Origin of the sequence: Pseudovibrio sp. Alg231-02 (genome assembly GCF_900143565.1) — a bacterium.
Lineage (GTDB): Bacteria > Pseudomonadota > Alphaproteobacteria > Rhizobiales > Stappiaceae > Pseudovibrio.
Genome location: NZ_FREX01000022.1, coordinates 1 through 17,949 on the forward strand (window position 1 = coordinate 1; position 17,949 = coordinate 17,949).

Sequence of the window (17,949 nt, forward strand, 5' to 3'; positions counted from 1 at the left end):
TGAAAGCCGTGTAAGACCACCACGTTGATAGTGAGCATGTGGAAGAGGTGTAACTCTCGAAGCTGAGCCTTACTAATAGCTCGATTGATCTTGATCACTCCCATTAAGCTATAATCATAATCGACAAACACGTAGATTTGTCGCTAACAAAACAAAGCTAAAACTTGGATAACAACATTGGCGCCTTAAAAAGCGCCATCGCAGACCAGTTCATAAGTCAGTGTGACTTATTCCTGCCCGGTGGCTATGGCGGGGCGCCCCCACCCGATCCCATCCCGAACTCGGAAGTGAAACGCCCCTGCGCCAATGGTACTTCGTCTTAAGACGCGGGAGAGTAGGGCGCCGCCGGGCATGAATAATACACACCGACAAATCTCTACAAAATAAAACAGAACAAACACTATTTACCGCGGGGTGGAGCAGCCCGGTAGCTCGTCAGGCTCATAACCTGAAGGTCGTAGGTTCAAATCCTACCCCCGCAACCAAAATATGATCGTAAGATCAACAGCATAACAAAAGCCCTGAGCCAATCGCTCAGGGCTTTTTGCGTTCGCGTCAACACCACGTCAACAAAAGACATGTTCGTGAGACGCCCGGCGGAAAGAGATGACTGGCAAATGACGTCAGGCTTCCTAACGCTTTGGGACGATCGGGATGTTCTATGCCGATTGCGAAGAGTATAGATTACAATCTAAATTCTTGCCTGAGAGTTGGTGAGCTCCGGTGGTTTCAACAGGTGGATGCAACACTTTAATCTTTGAATAAAGATGGAGTGTTCGACATGACGTATCGCCGCCGTATTTACTATTCTGCCGCACAATGAGCACAGATTTGGGATCGATGGCAGCGGGGAGAAACGATGAGTTCGATTGGCCGTGTGTTCGACCGGCAGTCCTCCTCTGTGTTTTCTGTTATTTCTCCGACCGGAGGCATCCGCCCTTCTGATCGGCATCGTGGTAAGCTGGCGCTGAGTTTGAAAGAGCGTGAAGAGATATCGCGTGGTCTCAGCATCAACGCATCTTTACGATCTATAGCCCGCCARTTGAGCCGCACTCCGTCTACGATCAGTCGCGAGGTGCAGCGAAATGGTGGTCAGGTCGCTTATCGCGCGGTAGCGGCGGATCAAGCTGCCTGGGACCGCGCTCTACGGCCCAAGACATGCAAACTGGCTTGCCATCCTTCTTTGAGCCATGCAGTATCGGTGAAGCTGCGCAGCAAGTGGTCTCCAGAACAGATTGCCGGCTGGCTCAAACGTAGCTTTCCAGGAGATGTAAACAAGCAGGTGTCCCACGAGACGATATATCGAAGCCTTTACATACAGGCTCGCGGCGTATTGAAGAAAGAACTGCTGGACCACCTGCGTGCTAAACGCACGATACGCCGATCCAGACACGCAAGCCTCAAACGAAATAGTCTAGGCCAAATTAAGGATGCCGTTTCGATCAGCAAAAGGCCCGCTTGCGTCGAAGACCGTGCAATACCGGGGCATTGGGAAGGTGATCTGATCGGAGGATCCAAGAATAGCTATATCGCCACTCTTGTTGAGCGGCAAACACGCTATGTCATGTTGATCAAGGTTGCCAACAAAGACACGAGCAGTGTTATCTCCGGGTTGATCAAACACACCCACAAATTGCCAAAAGAGCTTTACAAATCCTTGACTTGGGATCGAGGCAAGGAGATGGCAGATCATCTAAGCCTGACATTAGTAACGGATGTTGCTGTATACTTCTGCGACCCACATTCACCGTGGCAACGCGGATCAAACGAAAACAAGAACCGCTTGCTGCGGCAGTATTTGCCCCGTGGCACTGACTTATCTGTACACACGCAGCCTGAACTTGATGCAATCGCAAGGCAACTCAACCAACGACCCCGCAAGACCTTGCAATATCAAACCCCAGCTGAGAAGTTCTCACAGTGTGTTGCCGCGACCAGTTGAATCCACCACTCGTCGCGGACATTCTAGCAGTTCTAGCAAGAGTTGAATGGCAATCTCTGTATAAGCTATGCAAACGGCTTACACGTAGAAGGCTCGAATTGGTCTGAAATCAGTCCCCTTTTCGAGTGTTGGGTTAGTAGTCGCGTTTCGATCGGAGAATGTAAGGTGGAGAAAGCGTAGATCTGCCTGCAAAGCAGGTTGCCTTAAGCGAGTACGAGACGGAGCTCTGCGGGCGCTAACTGAAGCATGTACTGTGTCCAACTGTCAGTGGTGCGGCGGCACCTCCTTGGTTGCACACATAAGCACTTCCAAATTGGATGAGCGTTTTAAGTTATGTAGTTCAAGTCTACAACAACCTGAACAGCCGATCTCACCACCTAGTCAAGCAGTTTAAGTAGAAGGCAGTTGGTCTTGCTCGCTCTCTTTCTAGAGAGCTAAGTTCAAAACCAATACCTTTGCTTTTAAACTTTAATGTATAGCCCAAAGCAAAGTCTCTCATAACTATTTTGCGTTGTAAGCATAGTTGCCTTCAAATACTCAATCATCGATGGCATCAAAATGATAATCGCTGATTCCAGGTCTGTTATTGCTAAGTTTAATAGGAGTAAGAAGAGCAACAGCCTGAGTGACTAACTTTGATGTGGGAGAAATGCCAGTTAGCAGCTTGATGATACCCCTTTGTCGTCAAGGATCGAAGAAGTACCCAATGACTTCGCTAGCTGGAGTGGTCCTATTATAGTTCTAAGGAGCCTCTACATGTTTACCTTGGCATTTCTCCCAAATTATTCCTTGGTTATTTTAAGGCTACCGTCTTCACTATGTAATGCTTTAAGTTGTTATATCATTACATCTTAACGGCAATGTGCTTATCTAAGTACAAATCAAATAAAATTATATAAAACTAATCATAATTAGATTATTTAACGTATAGACCACAGCAATATAGCATTAAAATTATTTGTGTTGCTACCGTTGTGAGGCCAATCTACTTTTTGTCGCGGTTCTACGTGAGGATAGCGATGTTTAGATCCCAATTTTTTAAAATAAGCCCCCCCCCTCTCTTCAGTTGAACAGATCTTCAAAAATCTGGAACGGCGTACCCTGCTGCGTGCTTGCAAGACGTAGCTTGAGCCATTTCACATCTAGTGTGTTTTCTTGAAAGGATTATCCTTTGCTACGAAATCTCTTGACTGCTGCAGGCTTTGTGCTCGTAGCCCAAGCCTTGATCGCGCCCCCCGTGCAAGCCGATACCACTCAGCAAAGCGAGGAGCAAACGGAAGAAACAAGTTGGGTTAACTGCGCCGATGAGGGCAAGCACTGCTATCCCGACAGTGACGGCGTCATCACCATGCGATACGGTGAGGGAGATAATTATACCTACATCCTCGCTCAGGGTCTGGACAGAATTTCCTGCAACAATTTCTGGGGCAACCCGTCGGATGGTCAAAACAAGAAGTGTGCCTATACGACAGCGAACCTACTGAAAGTCGCACCTGAGGGTAGCTATATTGAAGTTGCGAAGGAAGGGGCGACGTTCAACCTGCCTGATACAGGTAAGATGCACTGGATCCGATATGGCAGCAGCAACAGCTGGATGTACACCGTGATGTCCGGTGATGGCGAGCAAACAGTGGCATGCACCAACGATTACTTCAACTACAACCCGCTCAACGGCACCGACAAGGTATGCCAGTACAGCAGTAGCGCGTACTATACTCTGTCAGAGGATAACACGCTCACAGAGTGCGCTACCGAGGGACAAAACTGCACTCCGCAAGTCGGCGATGTCGTTCTCATGCGTTATGGCACTGACAATCAATTTGATTGGCGCTTTTTGCATTCAGCAGACAGTATCTATGAATGTAACAATGAAACCTTTGGGCCAAATCCGGTCCACGAAACCAAGCGTTGTTATTGGATGGCCGTAGCACCATCTGCTACCAGTACATTTGGGGTCTGGTCAAAAATCCAGTCTTGTCAGGGGCAAGGATGCTCGATTTCGGAACAACTTTCAATCGGTACCTCACGCACCAATACCTGGTCGACGACGGCAGAATGGACAAGTACAGTCACAGAATCTATGGAGGAAAGTTTTGAGGTTCTTGGCGCTGGTGGAAAGGTCAGTGAACAGGTGTCAATGAGCTTTGCATTGTCAGAGAACTTCCAAACGGCGCTATCACAGTCTGTGACAAACACCTTTACTGCTACATGCAATCCAGACAAACATGCCACCAATCGAGTACTTTTCCAGTTCCAGACAAATACAACTGAGAGCTGTCTGGAGACTGGAAAGTGTACAGGAGCCACCGATACACAAGGCTATGCCTGCATTTCTAATCCGCCGGCTGGTTATGGCGGTCCACAATGCGTTCCCGGTTATTGCAGAGAAGATGACCCACTCTGCCTAGAGCCTTGTGCTGAGTGATAAGTATCTTAAAGGCGGCGTCTTTATCTTGCGCCGCCTCTTCATTCAACAAACTGAGTTCACACACAAAATTCGTCTACAACCCTAAAGCTGTCGCTCCATACGATGCTTTTCTTGTAACAACCCTTCGCGCAGTTTCTCAATTAAGAACTCGGCTTGCGGTGTAAGAACACGGCCCTGGATCCGATTGACGCAGACGTTGTAGTCCATGGACACATCTAACGGTAAAACTTTGATGGCCGCATCTTTAGGTGGATGAAAGGCTGTTATCATATCAAGAATACTCAAGCATTCTAATGAATCTACAAGTAATGGCAGTTGGCTGGGCGCATCCGCGCTGATCTTGGTATCTGGAACGACACCCACATGCTCTAAGGTTCTCAAAATGAGCTTACCGTACAATGTAGATTCTGACGGTAAAATGCTCGGGAACTTGCCAAAATCGGAAACTGAAACTTTCTTCTGAGTTGCAAGTTCATGCGTTACTGGCATGATACCCACCATCCGCAAGGTGGTCAAAACCACACTTTCAATATCTGGATGGGGCAGCTTAGGAGTTCCTATTCCAAGGTCAATTTCCCCTCTGCGCAGCTTCCAAATCTGAGTATCCCGCCCTCCCACAGAAACAATCAAATTAATATCTGGCCATCGATCTCTCACGGCCCGGATAGCATCACTGAAGAGGCGCAGTTGTGCTCCAGGTACAACAATCATTACCCTGAGGACTTGCTCACTACCGCGACGCAGTGACTGAACAGACTGATCAATATGCTCCAGCTGATCAAACATATCCTTACATTCTTGGTAGAGCGCATCTGCTTCTACGGTTGGTCGCAGGCGCCCCTTTTCGTTGACGAAGAGGTCAAATCCCAATGTCCGTTGAAAATTACTGATATGCTTACTAACGGTAGGTTGCGCAAGTTTAAGCTCTGACGCTGCCTGAGTAAGACTTCCATTCTCATAGATTGCTCGAAAGATCTCAAGTCTCTGAATGGTCAATGTACTCAATTACCCTCCTCCGCCTCATAGCCGATAGCTATAGGGCCTTCAATTTCTTTTTGTTGCGGTGGCCTAATGAGTTGCTTACTCACTGTCCGTAGTTTTACTGGAGCGCAAAATGGAAATGGAACGAATGTAATGAGCGATGATAAGTAACGAGAGCCCGCATTCCGCGTTACATTTAATCTCTGTGTTTAACTCGAGGTTGCGATAGTGTGCATTTCGGACTGAGAGATCTATATTCGCTGTTAGTAGATGTCAATAATACTGCGATTAATTTTGATGCCATTAAGTATCAATGGGATATATTTAAATAAAAATTACGTATACATGATGCGTATATTAAATTATCTCCACTCTATCAAATGAATCAATTGCAAAAATGCGATATATTCTCAAATTAGAATTCTATTAGTATGTTGTAAATTCAAATAATATCGAAATATCAAGTAATATGAAAATGTAATACTTATCACCCAACTGAAACTTGAGGTGTTATTTGTCCGATTGGTGCGACAGTTGCTCCACATAACCAAGACGACGCCCGTTAGCTGCTGTGCCTCAGACCCGCCTTCCAACCAGATAATCCGGTGAACGTCACAGTTTCAAATTACACGTGACGATAAGATTAGAGACCTTAGTTTATGGATACTCAGATGCTTTCTGGTATTAGATTGCGAGTTGTTGTTTCGACTCTTGCGGTTATTGCAGTGATGCTTGCGCTCCAAAGTGCTTTAAGCTTGCTTAAGTTTCGAACACTGGTTGTCGAGGCAACATCATCTCGGTTGCAAGTCACCGCGAGCGCTATTGACGTGGTTATCCGGCGAGCGGAAGCTGTCGGCCTGAGCATGCATGAAATATCCGATCTGGACGCTTTGATCGAACGCGAGCGCTTGCGCGACCCAAAGATTCATCAAATTATTCTCTTAGATCTTCAGGGCACGATCCTGGCTCATTCCGGAGATCGCAATGTCTTGCAAGAAGATATGAATGAGGTTCTGCCCGGCGTTCTAACGAGTGATGATAAGACCATAACACGTGAAAGTGGGGAGTATCTGTACGCTGGCCGCATACTGCGCGACTCTTCAAACTCCATTATGGGAACTATTTTAATCTCAGAGCATACTAAAGAGCTATCAGCAAAAGTGAGAGACACATGGTCTCGTCTCACACTTATGTATCTGGGTATTTTTGCACTCGTTGCAATCTCGATAGGCCTTTTCTCCTTGTTCCAATTACATGTTCGAAAGTCTTACTTCAGGAAGTCTGGTAAAGCGGATTTGGGAACTCTTGATCCCAAGGGATCTGATGAGCTGCAAAAACAGATATCGAAGGGCAAGAGAATGCAAGAAACAGCACTACTTGACCTTTCGAAAATGTCTAGTGTCAGCGCAGTCACCAAACTGAGCAATAGTCTTGAGGAAAGTTGACGTGACGATATTCTCAAGATTCTCAAGGCACTTTTTGCTGACTATGTCAGTTGCTATGTCAGTGGCAGCATTTCTAAGTGTTGTTGTTACTCTGACGGAGTTTAACTCTGGCCTAAACCCATTCTTGCTTGCAAAGGCACGGAGCGTTAGCGAAACCGTCAAGCAAAATCTAGAATATGCTAGCGAGATTGGTATTCCGTTCTCTGAAATCAGGGGAGTTAAAAAGTACCTCACTGATCTAACTGCAGAACACAAGGAAATAAGTGGAATTTCTATTGTTGCAGTTAACTCTTCAGTGCATTTGGGAGAGAGTGAGACACTCCCCCTAGAGCGTGAGAGTACCGAGAGCAATGCCATTTTACTTGCTCAGCAAACCTTCGACTCCCTCTCGAAATTAGGAGTTTTCATTTTTGGTTCTGACAACAGGAAACAGACGGTATTAACGGATGTAGTTGTGAATGGTGCTCCTGTTGTTCAAGTGCAAACCACTTTGGATGAGGAGTACGTCAACAGTCAGCTCACCAGTATCTTTCTTGATACATTTGTTCTTCTCTTGGCGGCATGTCTGATTGCGGTTGAAGTCGTGATTGTTTGCGTCAGTTCAACCATAACAGTGCCACTACGTCTTGTTGAAACAGCTATCGTAAAGTGTGCTGGAGGGCATTTGGGCACATATCTTGGCTCTGACCGCAAAGATTGGGCCGGTCGGTTCATTGCAACGATGAACCGGCAAAACGCCAAAATTCGTAAAACGCTTGAGCAACTGCAGCAGGCAAAAAATATATCACGCGAAGAGTTGCGTACTTTCGCTAAGAAATACAAGTTGTATCGTGTCGAAGAAGGTAACAAGGCGTCTATTGCAGATGCACGGATACCACTTTTTGTATTTTGCTTAGCTGATGAGCTTCAAAAGTCGTTTCTACCGTTTTTCTCCATGGAGTATTACGATGAAAACGATTGGTTCGAAAAAGACATCATGACGGGCCTGCCGATTTCAGCCTTCATGCTGGTCGTCGCTATCATCTCACCGTTTTCAGGACAGCTTATCGAACGTTTCAGCAACAAAAAGCTTTACCTCGCTGGTTTGGTACCTGCAATCGGTGGTTACATTTTCTGTATTTTAGCCCAAGACGCAACTGACATTGTTATTGCTCGTTCGATTACTGCAATCGGTTACGGGATTATTACAATCAGTTGCCAGAGTTATATTGCTGCTGTTGCAGACGAAGGGAGCCGTGCAAAGGCAATGGCAACCTATGTTGGTGTTACCATGACAGCCACTATGTGTGGAACGGCAATTGGTGCAATTTTGGCTGATTGGGTTGGTTATAAGCCAGTTTTCGTAATCGCTATCAGTCTTATGGTCCTTGCAGGTATTCTGGGTTGGCGAATGCTGCAAAACGAGTTGCCAAGCTTCAAGTCGGATACCGTCTCAACAACATCAAAAGCAGGTAAGCCTTTGATAACGCTCATAGGAAACACGCAGTTCGTGGCAATCCTGATGTTTTGCGCAATTCCGACCAAGATCGTCCTCACAGGTTTCCTCTATTTCTTTGTTCCAATCTATCTGGCCAGCCTGGATGCCAGTCAATCTGAGATTGGTCGGATTATGATGGCCTATTCCTTGATTATTATACCAATCAGCCCACTGGCCTCTCGTCTCTCTGATCAGCTTGGAAAAAATCTTTCCGTGATCACTTATGCAACAATTGCGTCAGGAGTGGCTCTGATGGCTCTATACCAAAACACGAACATTATCGCTGTGTTTATAGTGGTCGCGTTGGTAGGCCTCGCTCATGCCTTCATCAAGGCTCCCATCATGGTTGCGGTCATGGAAGCAGTCGAGAAGGAGCAACAAATTAGCAGAACTGGTGCGCTGAGTTATCTTCGTATGTTTGAGCGTGTCGGCAGCGCTGCTGGTCCACTTATCGTAGCAGCACTGCTTGTAAAGCAAGAGTATACCACTGTTGCCGCACTTCTTGGTGCTGCGATTATTGGCTCGGGACTCATAATGCTTCTGGTTTCACGCTCCTCAAAGCAGGAGGTGCAAGCTCATGCCTAAAGTGATGTTCATCATAGTTGCCCTTGTTTTAATGGCAGGGGCAACAAGAGCCAGAGAGGACGACTCGGACGCTTTTCAGGTGCATATGGTTGTTTGGCGTGGCTGTGAAGAGGCTTGTAAAAGCTTCACTCATTACTTCAAAAGCAGAAAGCTTCCTGTAAACGTGATCGTCACTGATGTGGCGAAAGACAAAAGCCTCTTGCCGGAAGTGAAGCAACTTCTCCTCAAAGAGAGACCCGATCTTGTTGTCACCTGGGGGACTTCAGTCACGCGTTCTCTCATTGGCACGATTGCAGATTACGGTATAGGCTCAGGTTTGGGTGACATCCCATCCCTTTTTATGATTGTCGCAGATCCGGTTCGTGCAGGCATTATCGTAGACCATGAAACCTCAGGGCGGCCCTTGGTAACTGGCGTGCATAATCGTGTGAATGAGACTGTACAGCTCAAACACATTTTTGAGTACCAACCCATAAAGCATCTCGCGGTTATTAACGAGCCGAACGCAGTTAACTCTCACCAGAATACTCAAAAGTTGGCGGCACTTTCAGATCAATTGGGTTTTGAGGTCATTTCTCTTGAATATAGTCTTGGCGCGGACGAACGGGCAGATCCAGCAGAAATTCCGCTCAAGATTGCCGAGGCTAAAGCCCTGGGCGCAGACGCGTTATATGTTGGATCCAGCTCTTTTAATCTCGAAAACCGGCAAAGTTACACAGAAGCTGCAATATCAGAAAATCTGCCGGTTTTTAGTGCATATGAACAAATGGTTCGCGATGGCCTGGCCCTTATGTCTGTTTCTAACAGCTACAAAAACGTAGGCAAATTAGCAGCTTCTCAGGCCTACGAAATTTTATTCAAAGCAAAGTCACCTGGAGCACTATCAATCAGGGCTCTCGAACGATTTTCAGTACTCGTAAACATGCAAGCCGCAAAGCGACTTAGTCTTTACCCTCCCTTATCGATCATCAGCATCGCAAAGATTGTTAAATGACAACTGTATTTTCTCATCGGCACTCATGGCCATGACAGGCTGCAAGTTAACTTGATCATCACCGCGGTCTAATACCCGCGCTTTGCGCTGGATTTCGCCACTGAAGTGTTGTGCAACAGAGCTCGCATTCACCCTCCTCCGCTTCATAGCTAATAGCAATAAATCCTTCAATTTCTTTCTGTTGTGAAGGTTCAGGGGTCTAGGTATTTTCAACCCATGAAGAATTTGGAAGGCTTGCCAAAGATGGTTTGAGCCTGACGAAATGATCGGCAATAAATAGCAAAAAGCCACCTTTTTTATCTGATCCAATTGCCCATTTTTGCTCTCCACCGCTTCAATCCGAATGAGTGGCAGAGACCGTTACGCATGAGCGCGTTGCCCATAAAAAGTGTCCATCCGAACCGGAAGCACTTCGCAGGTATCATCTGGCTCATTTCGGGAAGCCATACCCAAAACTGACGAGTGTTCCTGAACAGGCACCGACAAATTCCGCACCATTTCACATCAAAACGATCAGGTTTTGGAGTGAGATGGGTACATCAAAGATTTTGAACCAAGAGTTCCAATAGCCGCATGATTACGCCCCCTTCAGGAACATATTTCGATCATTTTCTGGACCATCTACGGTGCGGCGGGTGCATGACCAAAGTGGCCGGCACTACAGCAAGTCGAGCGCTCTATCTTGCGGCAGGGCTAATTGTATCAGGACCTTTGATGTTGTCCGTAGCAACCGACGCCTTTGGGCAGACTTGGGAAGGTAACCACTCGACCGACTGGTTTGCTGAGGATAACTGGTCTGGGGATATTATCCCGAATGGGGCACGAAGTGTTTACATCGATACCACAGCACCCAATCCGACCAAAGTAACGGATAAAACCACCAACGGAACGGCAAAGGCAAAAAATCTGAGGGTAGGCTACAGCGGCGAAGGAACTCTGACGGTATCCGATGGCGGTAAGGTGAATAGTAACTACGGCTATGTTGGCCGTTACAAAGGCTCAACCGCGTTGTTGAGGTGACCGGCACCGGGTCAACTTGGGCAATCTGAGTGTCGGCCGCGATGGGGGGCTCTCTGACGGTGTCTGATGGCGGCACGGTGAGTAACGAATCCGGCTATATCGGCCGTTACAAAGACACAACCGGCATTGTTGAGGTGACCGGCATCGCGTCAACCTGGGACAATTCAGAGAATCTATATGTCGGCCGCGATGGTGATGGTACTCTGACGATTTCCAACGATGCAACAGTGAGAGTGTCCGGGGTGATGCAGCTGGGTTCTAATTCAACGGGTTCTGGCGTTTTGAATATCGGTCCGGGCAGTGGTGAAACGGCTGCTGTAGCCGGTATGCTTGATGCTCCAGCGGTTGAGTTCGGAGCTGGTACTGGGGTGATCAACTTCAACCACACGGAGAGCGACTACACCTTTTCCGCGGATATCAGCGGGAATGGCAGTGTCAATCAGCTTTCCGGCACTACGATCCTGACTGGCACCAACACCTACACCGGCGACACGATAGTTTCTGGTGGCAAGCTGGTTGTTAATGGTTCCATTGGCGATGTCACGATTGACGGCGGCAGTCTTGGTGGGTCGGGTACTCTGGGAGCAGTTACAGTCAACTCCGGTGCTGTGATCGGGCCAGGTAACTCCATTGATACGATGAACACGACATCGACTGTTTTCAATGCCGGTTCGGTTTATGAGGTTGAGCTGAACGACGGCGGCGCTGCAGCGGGTGTCAATAATGATCTGCTGGCTGCCAATAACACCGTCACGATCAATGGTGGAACGGTGCATGTCTTGCCGGAGAACGGAACTGATGACGGATCGACCTATACCGATGGCACGATTTACACCATCATCACCGCAGATGGCGGCATTAATGGAACATTCGTTTCCCCTACACCAACCGATGATTTTGCATTCCTCAATTTTGCCCTGTCCTATGATGCTAATAGTGTTTTTCTGACTTCAGAACTTGCCACGCCCACGTTCTGCACTTCAGGAATGAGCGCCAATCAGTGCGCGACGGGCGACGGTGTGTTTTCGCTTGACAGCGGGCCTTTATACAACGCGGTGCTCAACCTTTCAGGTGAAGAGGCACCGAAGGCGCTTGATCACCTCTCTGGCGAAGTACACGCTTCGATCAGAACAGCGCTGCTTGAGGACAGCCGCTTTGCACGCGAAGCTGCGCTGAACCGTATGCGCATTGCAACGGGAGCTGTGGCCGCCGACGGACAGGCACAGGCTGAAAAACGTATCAGCGAGAGCGCCTCTTTCTGGGGGCACGGCTTTGGCGCCTGGGGGAGCTGGAGTGGAAACCACAACACTGCAGGGCTTGATCGCTCGGTCGGCGGGTTGTTTGTGGGAGGTGATGTCCTGATCGGTGATAATACCCGTCTTGGAGCTTTTGGCGGTTATGATGATACCAGTTTAGAGGTGAATAGCAGAAAGTCCTCTGCAACCGGCGGTACAGTGTATTTTGGTGCCTATGGTGGAGCTCAGTTTGATGCTCTGGGGCTCCGTGTTGTTGGCAGCTATGCATGGCATGATATCGACACAGCACGCTCGGTTGCTTTTACTGGCCTCTCTGAAAACCTGGCTGGTTCCTATGATGCGCGCACTGCTCAGTTCTTTGGTGAGGTGGGATATCGGTTTGATCACAACATGAGCAGTCTGGAACCTTTTGCCAATGTGTCCTACATCCGCTTATCCAGCGACGGGTACTCTGAAACCGGCGGTACAGCTGCTCTGACGGCTGATCATCAAACCATAGATAGCGCCTTTACCACTATCGGGTTGCGAGTAGAAACTCTGACTGATCTTGGTGAGTTCAGCGTGAAGCTTTTAGCTCAAGCCGCTTGGCAGCACGCGTTCGGCGGCAAGGAGCTGTTTGCCAGCCATGCCTTTCATGGTGGAAGTACCTTCTCTGTCGCCGGTGCGCCTGTTGCCAGAGATACCCTAGTGCTTGATGTGGGCGTTGCAGTTGACCTTGGAGAGGATGCAGCCATTGGATTGTCCTATAATGGCCGGTTCGGTTCTGGGCTCACCGATCAAGGGCTCAGCGCAAACCTTACCTTGCGTTTCTGATCATCCTTGAGTCACCACCACCGCACAGATCATCATGCCCGCCGCCGGGGATCAACAGCGGTGGGCAAGCCTTCTTAAAACACACTGAGTACTAAAGTACGCCATCTCCATCATCTTATACCGGCCTTGTCCATGAGACGCATGGCGACTGGACTGTTGCCTGCGCGCTCACCGCATCGTCCGATGGTCACAGCACCAAACACTGTTCCATTTTCAACAACAGTTTGCGTGCCAGACCCAACAATAAGCACTGGCAATCGAACTCATACCCGCAGACGATAGTGCTGAGGGCACGCTCATTTTTCCCCTTCCGTCTCAGCTTATGTTCCGGCTAAGGATACCGCAAGGGTGCTCGAATGTCCGCTAATGATCACATTGAAACATGCGGTGCTCGCAATTATCCAGATAAGTACCTCCAAATGCCTGTAGCCGAGTTCTCATTCTCGTCCTTCCAATCCAGCCTCAATCCGTTCACCAATCGTCTCTGACAGTACCCGGATTGGATGGGCATCATGGTTCACATAGCGATTGGTGATGGTCACGTTGCGGTGGCGTAGAAGGTGGCTGATGAGGAAGGCGTTGCTGCCTGCTTGGGCTGCGAAGGTGCCAACCGTGTGGCGCAGATCGTGAATACGTACATCAGGAATGTTGGCATGGACGCGGATGCGCTGCCATGCATTCTCAACTACTTCAATCGAAATGGGGCGTGTCGGATCTTTAAAGCCGGGCAAAATATATGGTGAACCATCCACTCTTGGAATATCAGAGAGGATTTCGATCACACTGTTACTTGCCGGATGAGGTTTACGCTCATCCCCCTTTCTTGAAGGCAGTGCAATCGTGGCCAATTCAAAATCAATATGCTTCCATTTCAGGGTTGTGATCTCATTCAAGCGTGCACCGGTGTAAAGCAGCAGACGTAAGCAATAAAGAGCTCTCGGATTTATAGGTGTCTTCCGCTTTGCAACATCCTTGGGCAAGTGCTTGGCTGTGCTCTTCCCGGCTTTTATGATCCAGGGAAGGCCTTCCTGGTCTACCAGTTCAAGGGTACGCTCCAGTCTTTGCAGCTCTTCCTCTGACAGGAAACGATCACGCTCGTTTTCTTTGTAACGCTTGACCAAGCGAACCGGGTTGCTGTGCTCTGGCCTTAGGCCCCATACTTCAGCGAGATTGAACGCCTTAGATAAGACCGCCAGAACTTGATTGGCTTGACGAGGTGTTGCTCTCAACGAGTGATGCAGCTTTGCAACATCCTGCCGCCTGACAGAGTTGAGTTTCATTTGCCCCAGTCGTGAACGAACACACCGCTTTAGGAGACGTTCAATGTCTTTCATTGTCTTGGGCTTATTATGAACCTGCACGTGTTTGCTCATGTAAGTATCAAGAAGAACATTCACTGTGGGAGCAGATCGTTTGCTTTCTCGCTTTAACAAGGGATCATCACCGTTACGGACCTTCGCCAAAACGTCGGTTGCTAGATCTCTGGCTTGATCAGGTGTCAATTCACCATATTTCCCAAGGTTCATAAGACGGGAGCGGCCTTCATGCGTGCGATATTGCACAACAAATGTTTTTGCTCCGCTTGGCATCACTTGAAGGCCAAAGCCTTTGAGTTTGCTATCCCAGAAGATTTGCTTTTTGCTTGCTGGCCTTGCCGCGTCCATCGTTCGCTTCGTTATGTTCGGCATAGACATACCTTTCCCGCTGACGGCTCGTGACAGGAGCCACCACACATACGAATTTTGAAGTCGAAAAACGCCTCCGTTTGCAGCTGTTTCTGACGGCATGACAGCTTCTGACGACCTTTGGGGCTTTCTTTTAGGACCTGTGCAAAACAGCATCCAAACCGTCATAGGTCAAAAACCTCGCTGCTTACCGTTCTGTGTCAGCACTGTGTAAGCAAATGAGAGCGTTGGAAAGCGCAATTTCACCCCCTCTTTGCTCCAGTAGATAACCTTTCAAATTAATTTCGCGAAAAAGCGTTGATTTCTTCAAGGCCGTCCACATTAGAATTGTCGGCAGATTTTCAATTTTCAGTAGTTTCGCTCTCTTTCCGAAATGTTCTAACGTCCTTGCTATGCCTTTCTCGCTCTCACCACTTTGTCGAGCTGTTGTAAACTCATGAAGCGCAGCAGTGACCAGAACTCTTGGATACGCTGTTCCCAGCGTGTCATGCTGACCGCTTGGCAGCCAAGGGAATTTCCATCTGTCAATAAGACTATGAACACGGTTTAAGATCGATTGTGAGTTTTGTATGCCTCATGATCATGGCTTTGTGATATTTCACAAAGCCATGAAAGCAAAAGCTCAATGGAAGAGAATAGTCTTATGAAACAACGCTTCCTCACGACTTCCGTACTGGCCTGTTTGACCTTGGGTTCACTGGTGCAGGCGAGCTTCGCGCAAGAAGCTTCCTCAAACGACTGTTCTGTTGCGGAGTTTACCATGGGCTTGCGTTTCCAGCAGCAATCAGCGGAAGTTCGGGCACTACAGAGACAAGCCTATAACATTGCTACGCAGAAACTTGCAGCTGCAGTCAAAGCGGCAGATGATTCTTCGAAACTGGCTATTGTTTCAGATCTGGATGAAACTGTGATTGATAATAGTGCCCTGTTGGCTCGTGATCTGAAGAACTGCCATACATATGATGTATGGGACACTTGGCTCCCATGGGAGCGCGATGGTAAGCCGACATTGATCCCTGGAGCAAAGGAGTTCTTAAATTACGCAGATGAACTGGGGGTTGCTATTCGCTACATTTCAGACCGCGCAGACAAGCAGAAAGATTACACATTGGCCACATTGAATGAGCTGGGTTTACCACAGATCAGCCCCGAGACTGTTCTTCTGCTTGGACCACCCAAAGTGGAGCGACGCGAGATTGTGCGGAAAGACCACCAGATTGTTCTGATGCTGGGAGATACATTGCATGACTTCGATGGTGGTTTCCGCAAAACTCCTCTGGATCACCAGAAATCTCTTGTCGATGAGAGTGCCGCTAAATGGGGTACAGAGTGGATCGTTTTCCCTAACACCGCGTACGGCACGTGGTCCGAAGCTCCTTTGACCACATGGAGCGATGAGACCATCATTGAAAAATGGTGACTAGATCCATTTATCTTTTTCAAATCGCTAGATTTTCCGGTGATTGATTGGTCTTAATGCCCAACTAAAATGCGAACAAGTGGTGTCAGCGACCCATGTCTTTGTTGGTTTGCGAAAACATTCGAAGGTCTATGAGGTGAGCATGGCACCACTTGTACAGCCCTGCGCAGAAAGACAAGCTGGGAAGTTCGTTTACGGTGCAGGATTTTCTTTTACCGAAAAGGAGGATTGAAACATCACATGCGTTGTTCCCGGATTAGAAGCGCATATTAAAGCTGTATACCCGCAGTGTCTGACTGTTTTCTCAGAGCATGATGATGACTGCACTAAGTGATTATTCAAGCCCTTTAACGTATAAAGGTCAGGCAACACAGTACCTCAAAGGCATTGGTAACCCGACCCTATCTCTTGAATTCTATACGTTTACACTTGAAACTTCAGAATGAGCTGAGTCGAAGGCTTCACGAAGGGAGCTTTCTTTGGAGCGATCAAGATTTGTTCGGATGATATGACCGCTCTGTTGACCAAGCTTTTCAATGACTTTGTCGGATACTTCCTTGCGGACCATCATAAACAAAGCTGCCTGCCCTGGTTTTAGTACAGAAGCGACGTCCTTCATGAACTTGTCGTTGATACCATAATCACTGAGCGCCCCGCCAAGTGCTCCGGCTGACGCCCCGGCAACGACACCTAGAAGAGGGTTCAGGAAAATTAGACCAATCAGTAATCCCAAAAATGCGCCTCCACCGGCTCCGGCAGTCCACATGTTGACCATCTGGTTTAGCTTTATTTTTCCATGTTCATTTGCTTTGGCGACAACTGCACCTGCAATTTCCACCATATACTCGTGTTGTAGTTCTAACAGTTCTTCGCGTGCTTTTTCTGCTTCTGCTTCATTATCGTAGCCAATGACGATCAATTCGGACATTTCTATCACCTTGTTTTAGTCTTTAAAACAAGCAAACAGGCTTGAACATCGATCATTGGGTTTGGTCGATCGCACAGGCCTGTGTTGTTTGCTGGCAAGCTATGGAGCAGATGAAGGTGCTGTGTCTATTAGCTGGTTAACAGACTGCCGAATATTTTAGAATTATGTTGGGAGCTTTGGAAAAGCGTGTTTTTCTGTTTGTCGTCAGCACCTATGGAACAGGCTTACGGATTTGAATAAGGGAGTGTTTTGGCCCATGATCACGACGACAGGAGTAAGGAATGGGGCAAAACACAAGGACCAGCAGCGCTGCAGAAGAGAAGATCCGCATTGTGCTTGCAGGATTGTGTGGCGAAGACCGCATTGCCGAGCTGTGTCGTCAGGAAGGCATCTCGCAAGGGCTTTACTACAGCTGATCCAAGGAATTTCTGGAGGCTGGCAAAAAACGTCTCACCGGAGACACCACCCGCCAGGCCAATACGGGCGAAGTCAAAGAGTTGCGTAAACAATCACGAGAATTAAAAGAGGTTGTTGCTCAACAAGCGTTGGAGATCCGGCTTCTTAAAAAAAGTATGCTGGACGATGGGGAGGACGACATATGAGGTATCCCGCCCATGAGAAAGCCGAGATTATTCGTCTGGTCGAGAATTCCCACCTGCCGGTCAAACACTCTCTGACAACCCTTGGCATTCCCCGTACCACATTCTACCGTTGGTATGCCCGCTACCTTGAGGGTGGCGTCGAGGCGCTGGAAGACCGTGTACACCGATCCTCGAAGGTTTGGAGCCGCATCCCTGATGCCATTCGCGATCAGATTGTTGAGCTGGCTCTGGAGGAACCGGATCTGTCWCCTCGCGAGCTTGCCGTACGCTTCCCTGCCACAAAAGAGTATTTTTTGTCAGCGGCTTCTGTTTCCCGCCTACTCAAATCCTACTATCTGATCACTTCGCCAGCTTGTGCGGTAATCAAGGCCCA

General features: G+C 48.2%; 13 protein-coding genes, 1 tRNA gene, 1 rRNA gene and 1 pseudogene. 11 read left to right on the top strand and 5 right to left on the bottom strand.

Annotated features, from left to right (window positions below; translation table 11 throughout):
• Positions 1–236: 236 nt before the first annotated feature.
• The 4 genes from rrf to DHN43_RS26815 all read left to right on the top strand — a co-directional run bounded on the left by rrf (position 237) and on the right by DHN43_RS26815 (position 4,367).
• A 5S ribosomal RNA gene (gene rrf, locus DHN43_RS26800) occupies positions 237–351 on the top strand.
• 57 nt (positions 352–408) lie between these two features.
• A tRNA-Met gene (locus DHN43_RS26805) sits at positions 409–485 on the top strand.
• 344 nt (positions 486–829) lie between these two features.
• A complete protein-coding gene (locus DHN43_RS26810) occupies positions 830–1,942 on the top strand; it encodes an IS30 family transposase (protein ID WP_244307052.1) in 1,113 nt (370 codons plus the stop codon).
• Positions 1,943–3,113: 1,171 nt separating this feature from the next.
• On the top strand, positions 3,114–4,367 hold the full coding sequence (locus tag DHN43_RS26815) for a hypothetical protein (protein ID WP_159097011.1): 1,254 nt from the start codon (positions 3,114–3,116) through the stop codon (positions 4,365–4,367).
• A gap of 84 nt (positions 4,368–4,451) precedes the next feature.
• Here DHN43_RS26815 and DHN43_RS26820 read toward each other — a convergent pair whose 3' ends face one another.
• Positions 4,452–5,375: a LysR family transcriptional regulator gene (locus DHN43_RS26820; protein WP_108820698.1), complete on the bottom strand. Its 924-nt coding sequence runs from the start codon at positions 5,373–5,375 to the stop codon at positions 4,452–4,454.
• 635 nt (positions 5,376–6,010) lie between these two features.
• Between DHN43_RS26820 and DHN43_RS26825 the strand changes: the two genes are divergently transcribed.
• Genes DHN43_RS26825 through DHN43_RS26835 form a run of 3 tightly spaced genes read left to right on the top strand, consistent with a single transcriptional unit; the run spans position 6,011 to position 9,852 of the window.
• Complete coding sequence (locus tag DHN43_RS26825; protein ID WP_108820699.1) at positions 6,011–6,796, top strand: hypothetical protein; 786 nt, start codon at positions 6,011–6,013, stop codon at positions 6,794–6,796.
• Between the two features lies 1 nt (position 6,797).
• Complete coding sequence (locus DHN43_RS26830; protein WP_208995649.1) at positions 6,798–8,858, top strand: MFS transporter; 2,061 nt, start codon at positions 6,798–6,800, stop codon at positions 8,856–8,858.
• Positions 8,851–9,852 carry an ABC transporter substrate binding protein gene (locus DHN43_RS26835; RefSeq protein WP_108820700.1) on the top strand — a complete coding sequence of 334 codons (1,002 nt, stop codon included), beginning with the start codon at positions 8,851–8,853 and terminating at the stop codon, positions 9,850–9,852. The genes DHN43_RS26830 and DHN43_RS26835 overlap by 8 nt, the downstream gene beginning before the upstream one ends.
• Here the strand turns inward: DHN43_RS26835 and DHN43_RS27145 are convergent.
• Positions 9,817–10,182, bottom strand: a complete 366-nt coding sequence (locus DHN43_RS27145) for a hypothetical protein (protein WP_159097012.1) — start codon at positions 10,180–10,182, stop codon at positions 9,817–9,819. The genes DHN43_RS26835 and DHN43_RS27145 overlap by 36 nt on opposite strands.
• Positions 10,183–10,491: 309 nt before the next feature.
• Between DHN43_RS27145 and DHN43_RS26840 the strand changes: the two genes are divergently transcribed.
• Together DHN43_RS26840 and DHN43_RS26845 are read left to right on the top strand one after the other, a co-directional pair.
• Positions 10,492–10,872 (top strand): hypothetical protein, encoded by a 381-nt coding sequence (locus tag DHN43_RS26840; protein WP_159097013.1) that lies wholly within the window; start codon positions 10,492–10,494, stop codon positions 10,870–10,872.
• A 59-nt stretch (positions 10,873–10,931) separates the two neighbouring features.
• A complete protein-coding gene (locus DHN43_RS26845; protein WP_208995650.1) occupies positions 10,932–12,941 on the top strand; it encodes an autotransporter outer membrane beta-barrel domain-containing protein in 2,010 nt (669 codons plus the stop codon).
• A 110-nt stretch (positions 12,942–13,051) separates the two neighbouring features.
• Here DHN43_RS26845 and DHN43_RS27150 read toward each other — a convergent pair whose 3' ends face one another.
• Entirely contained in the window at positions 13,052–13,198 is a 147-nt protein-coding gene (locus DHN43_RS27150) for a hypothetical protein (protein ID WP_159097014.1), read from the bottom strand.
• 180 nt (positions 13,199–13,378) lie between these two features.
• Entirely contained in the window at positions 13,379–14,605 is a 1,227-nt protein-coding gene (locus DHN43_RS26850; protein WP_244307050.1) for a tyrosine-type recombinase/integrase, read from the bottom strand.
• Between the two features lie 664 nt (positions 14,606–15,269).
• On the opposite strand from DHN43_RS26850, the gene DHN43_RS26855 reads away from it, so the two are divergent.
• Positions 15,270–16,046 carry a 5'-nucleotidase, lipoprotein e(P4) family gene (locus DHN43_RS26855; RefSeq protein ID WP_108820706.1) on the top strand — a complete coding sequence of 259 codons (777 nt, stop codon included), beginning with the start codon at positions 15,270–15,272 and terminating at the stop codon, positions 16,044–16,046.
• 415 nt (positions 16,047–16,461) lie between these two features.
• On the opposite strand, the gene DHN43_RS26860 is transcribed toward DHN43_RS26855, so the two are convergent.
• Positions 16,462–16,974 carry a DUF1269 domain-containing protein gene (locus DHN43_RS26860; RefSeq protein ID WP_108820704.1) on the bottom strand — a complete coding sequence of 171 codons (513 nt, stop codon included), beginning with the start codon at positions 16,972–16,974 and terminating at the stop codon, positions 16,462–16,464.
• A 296-nt stretch (positions 16,975–17,270) separates the two neighbouring features.
• Here DHN43_RS26860 and DHN43_RS27490 point away from each other — a divergent pair.
• Positions 17,271–17,949 (top strand): annotated as a pseudogene (locus DHN43_RS27490) (helix-turn-helix domain-containing protein); the annotation flags it as partial.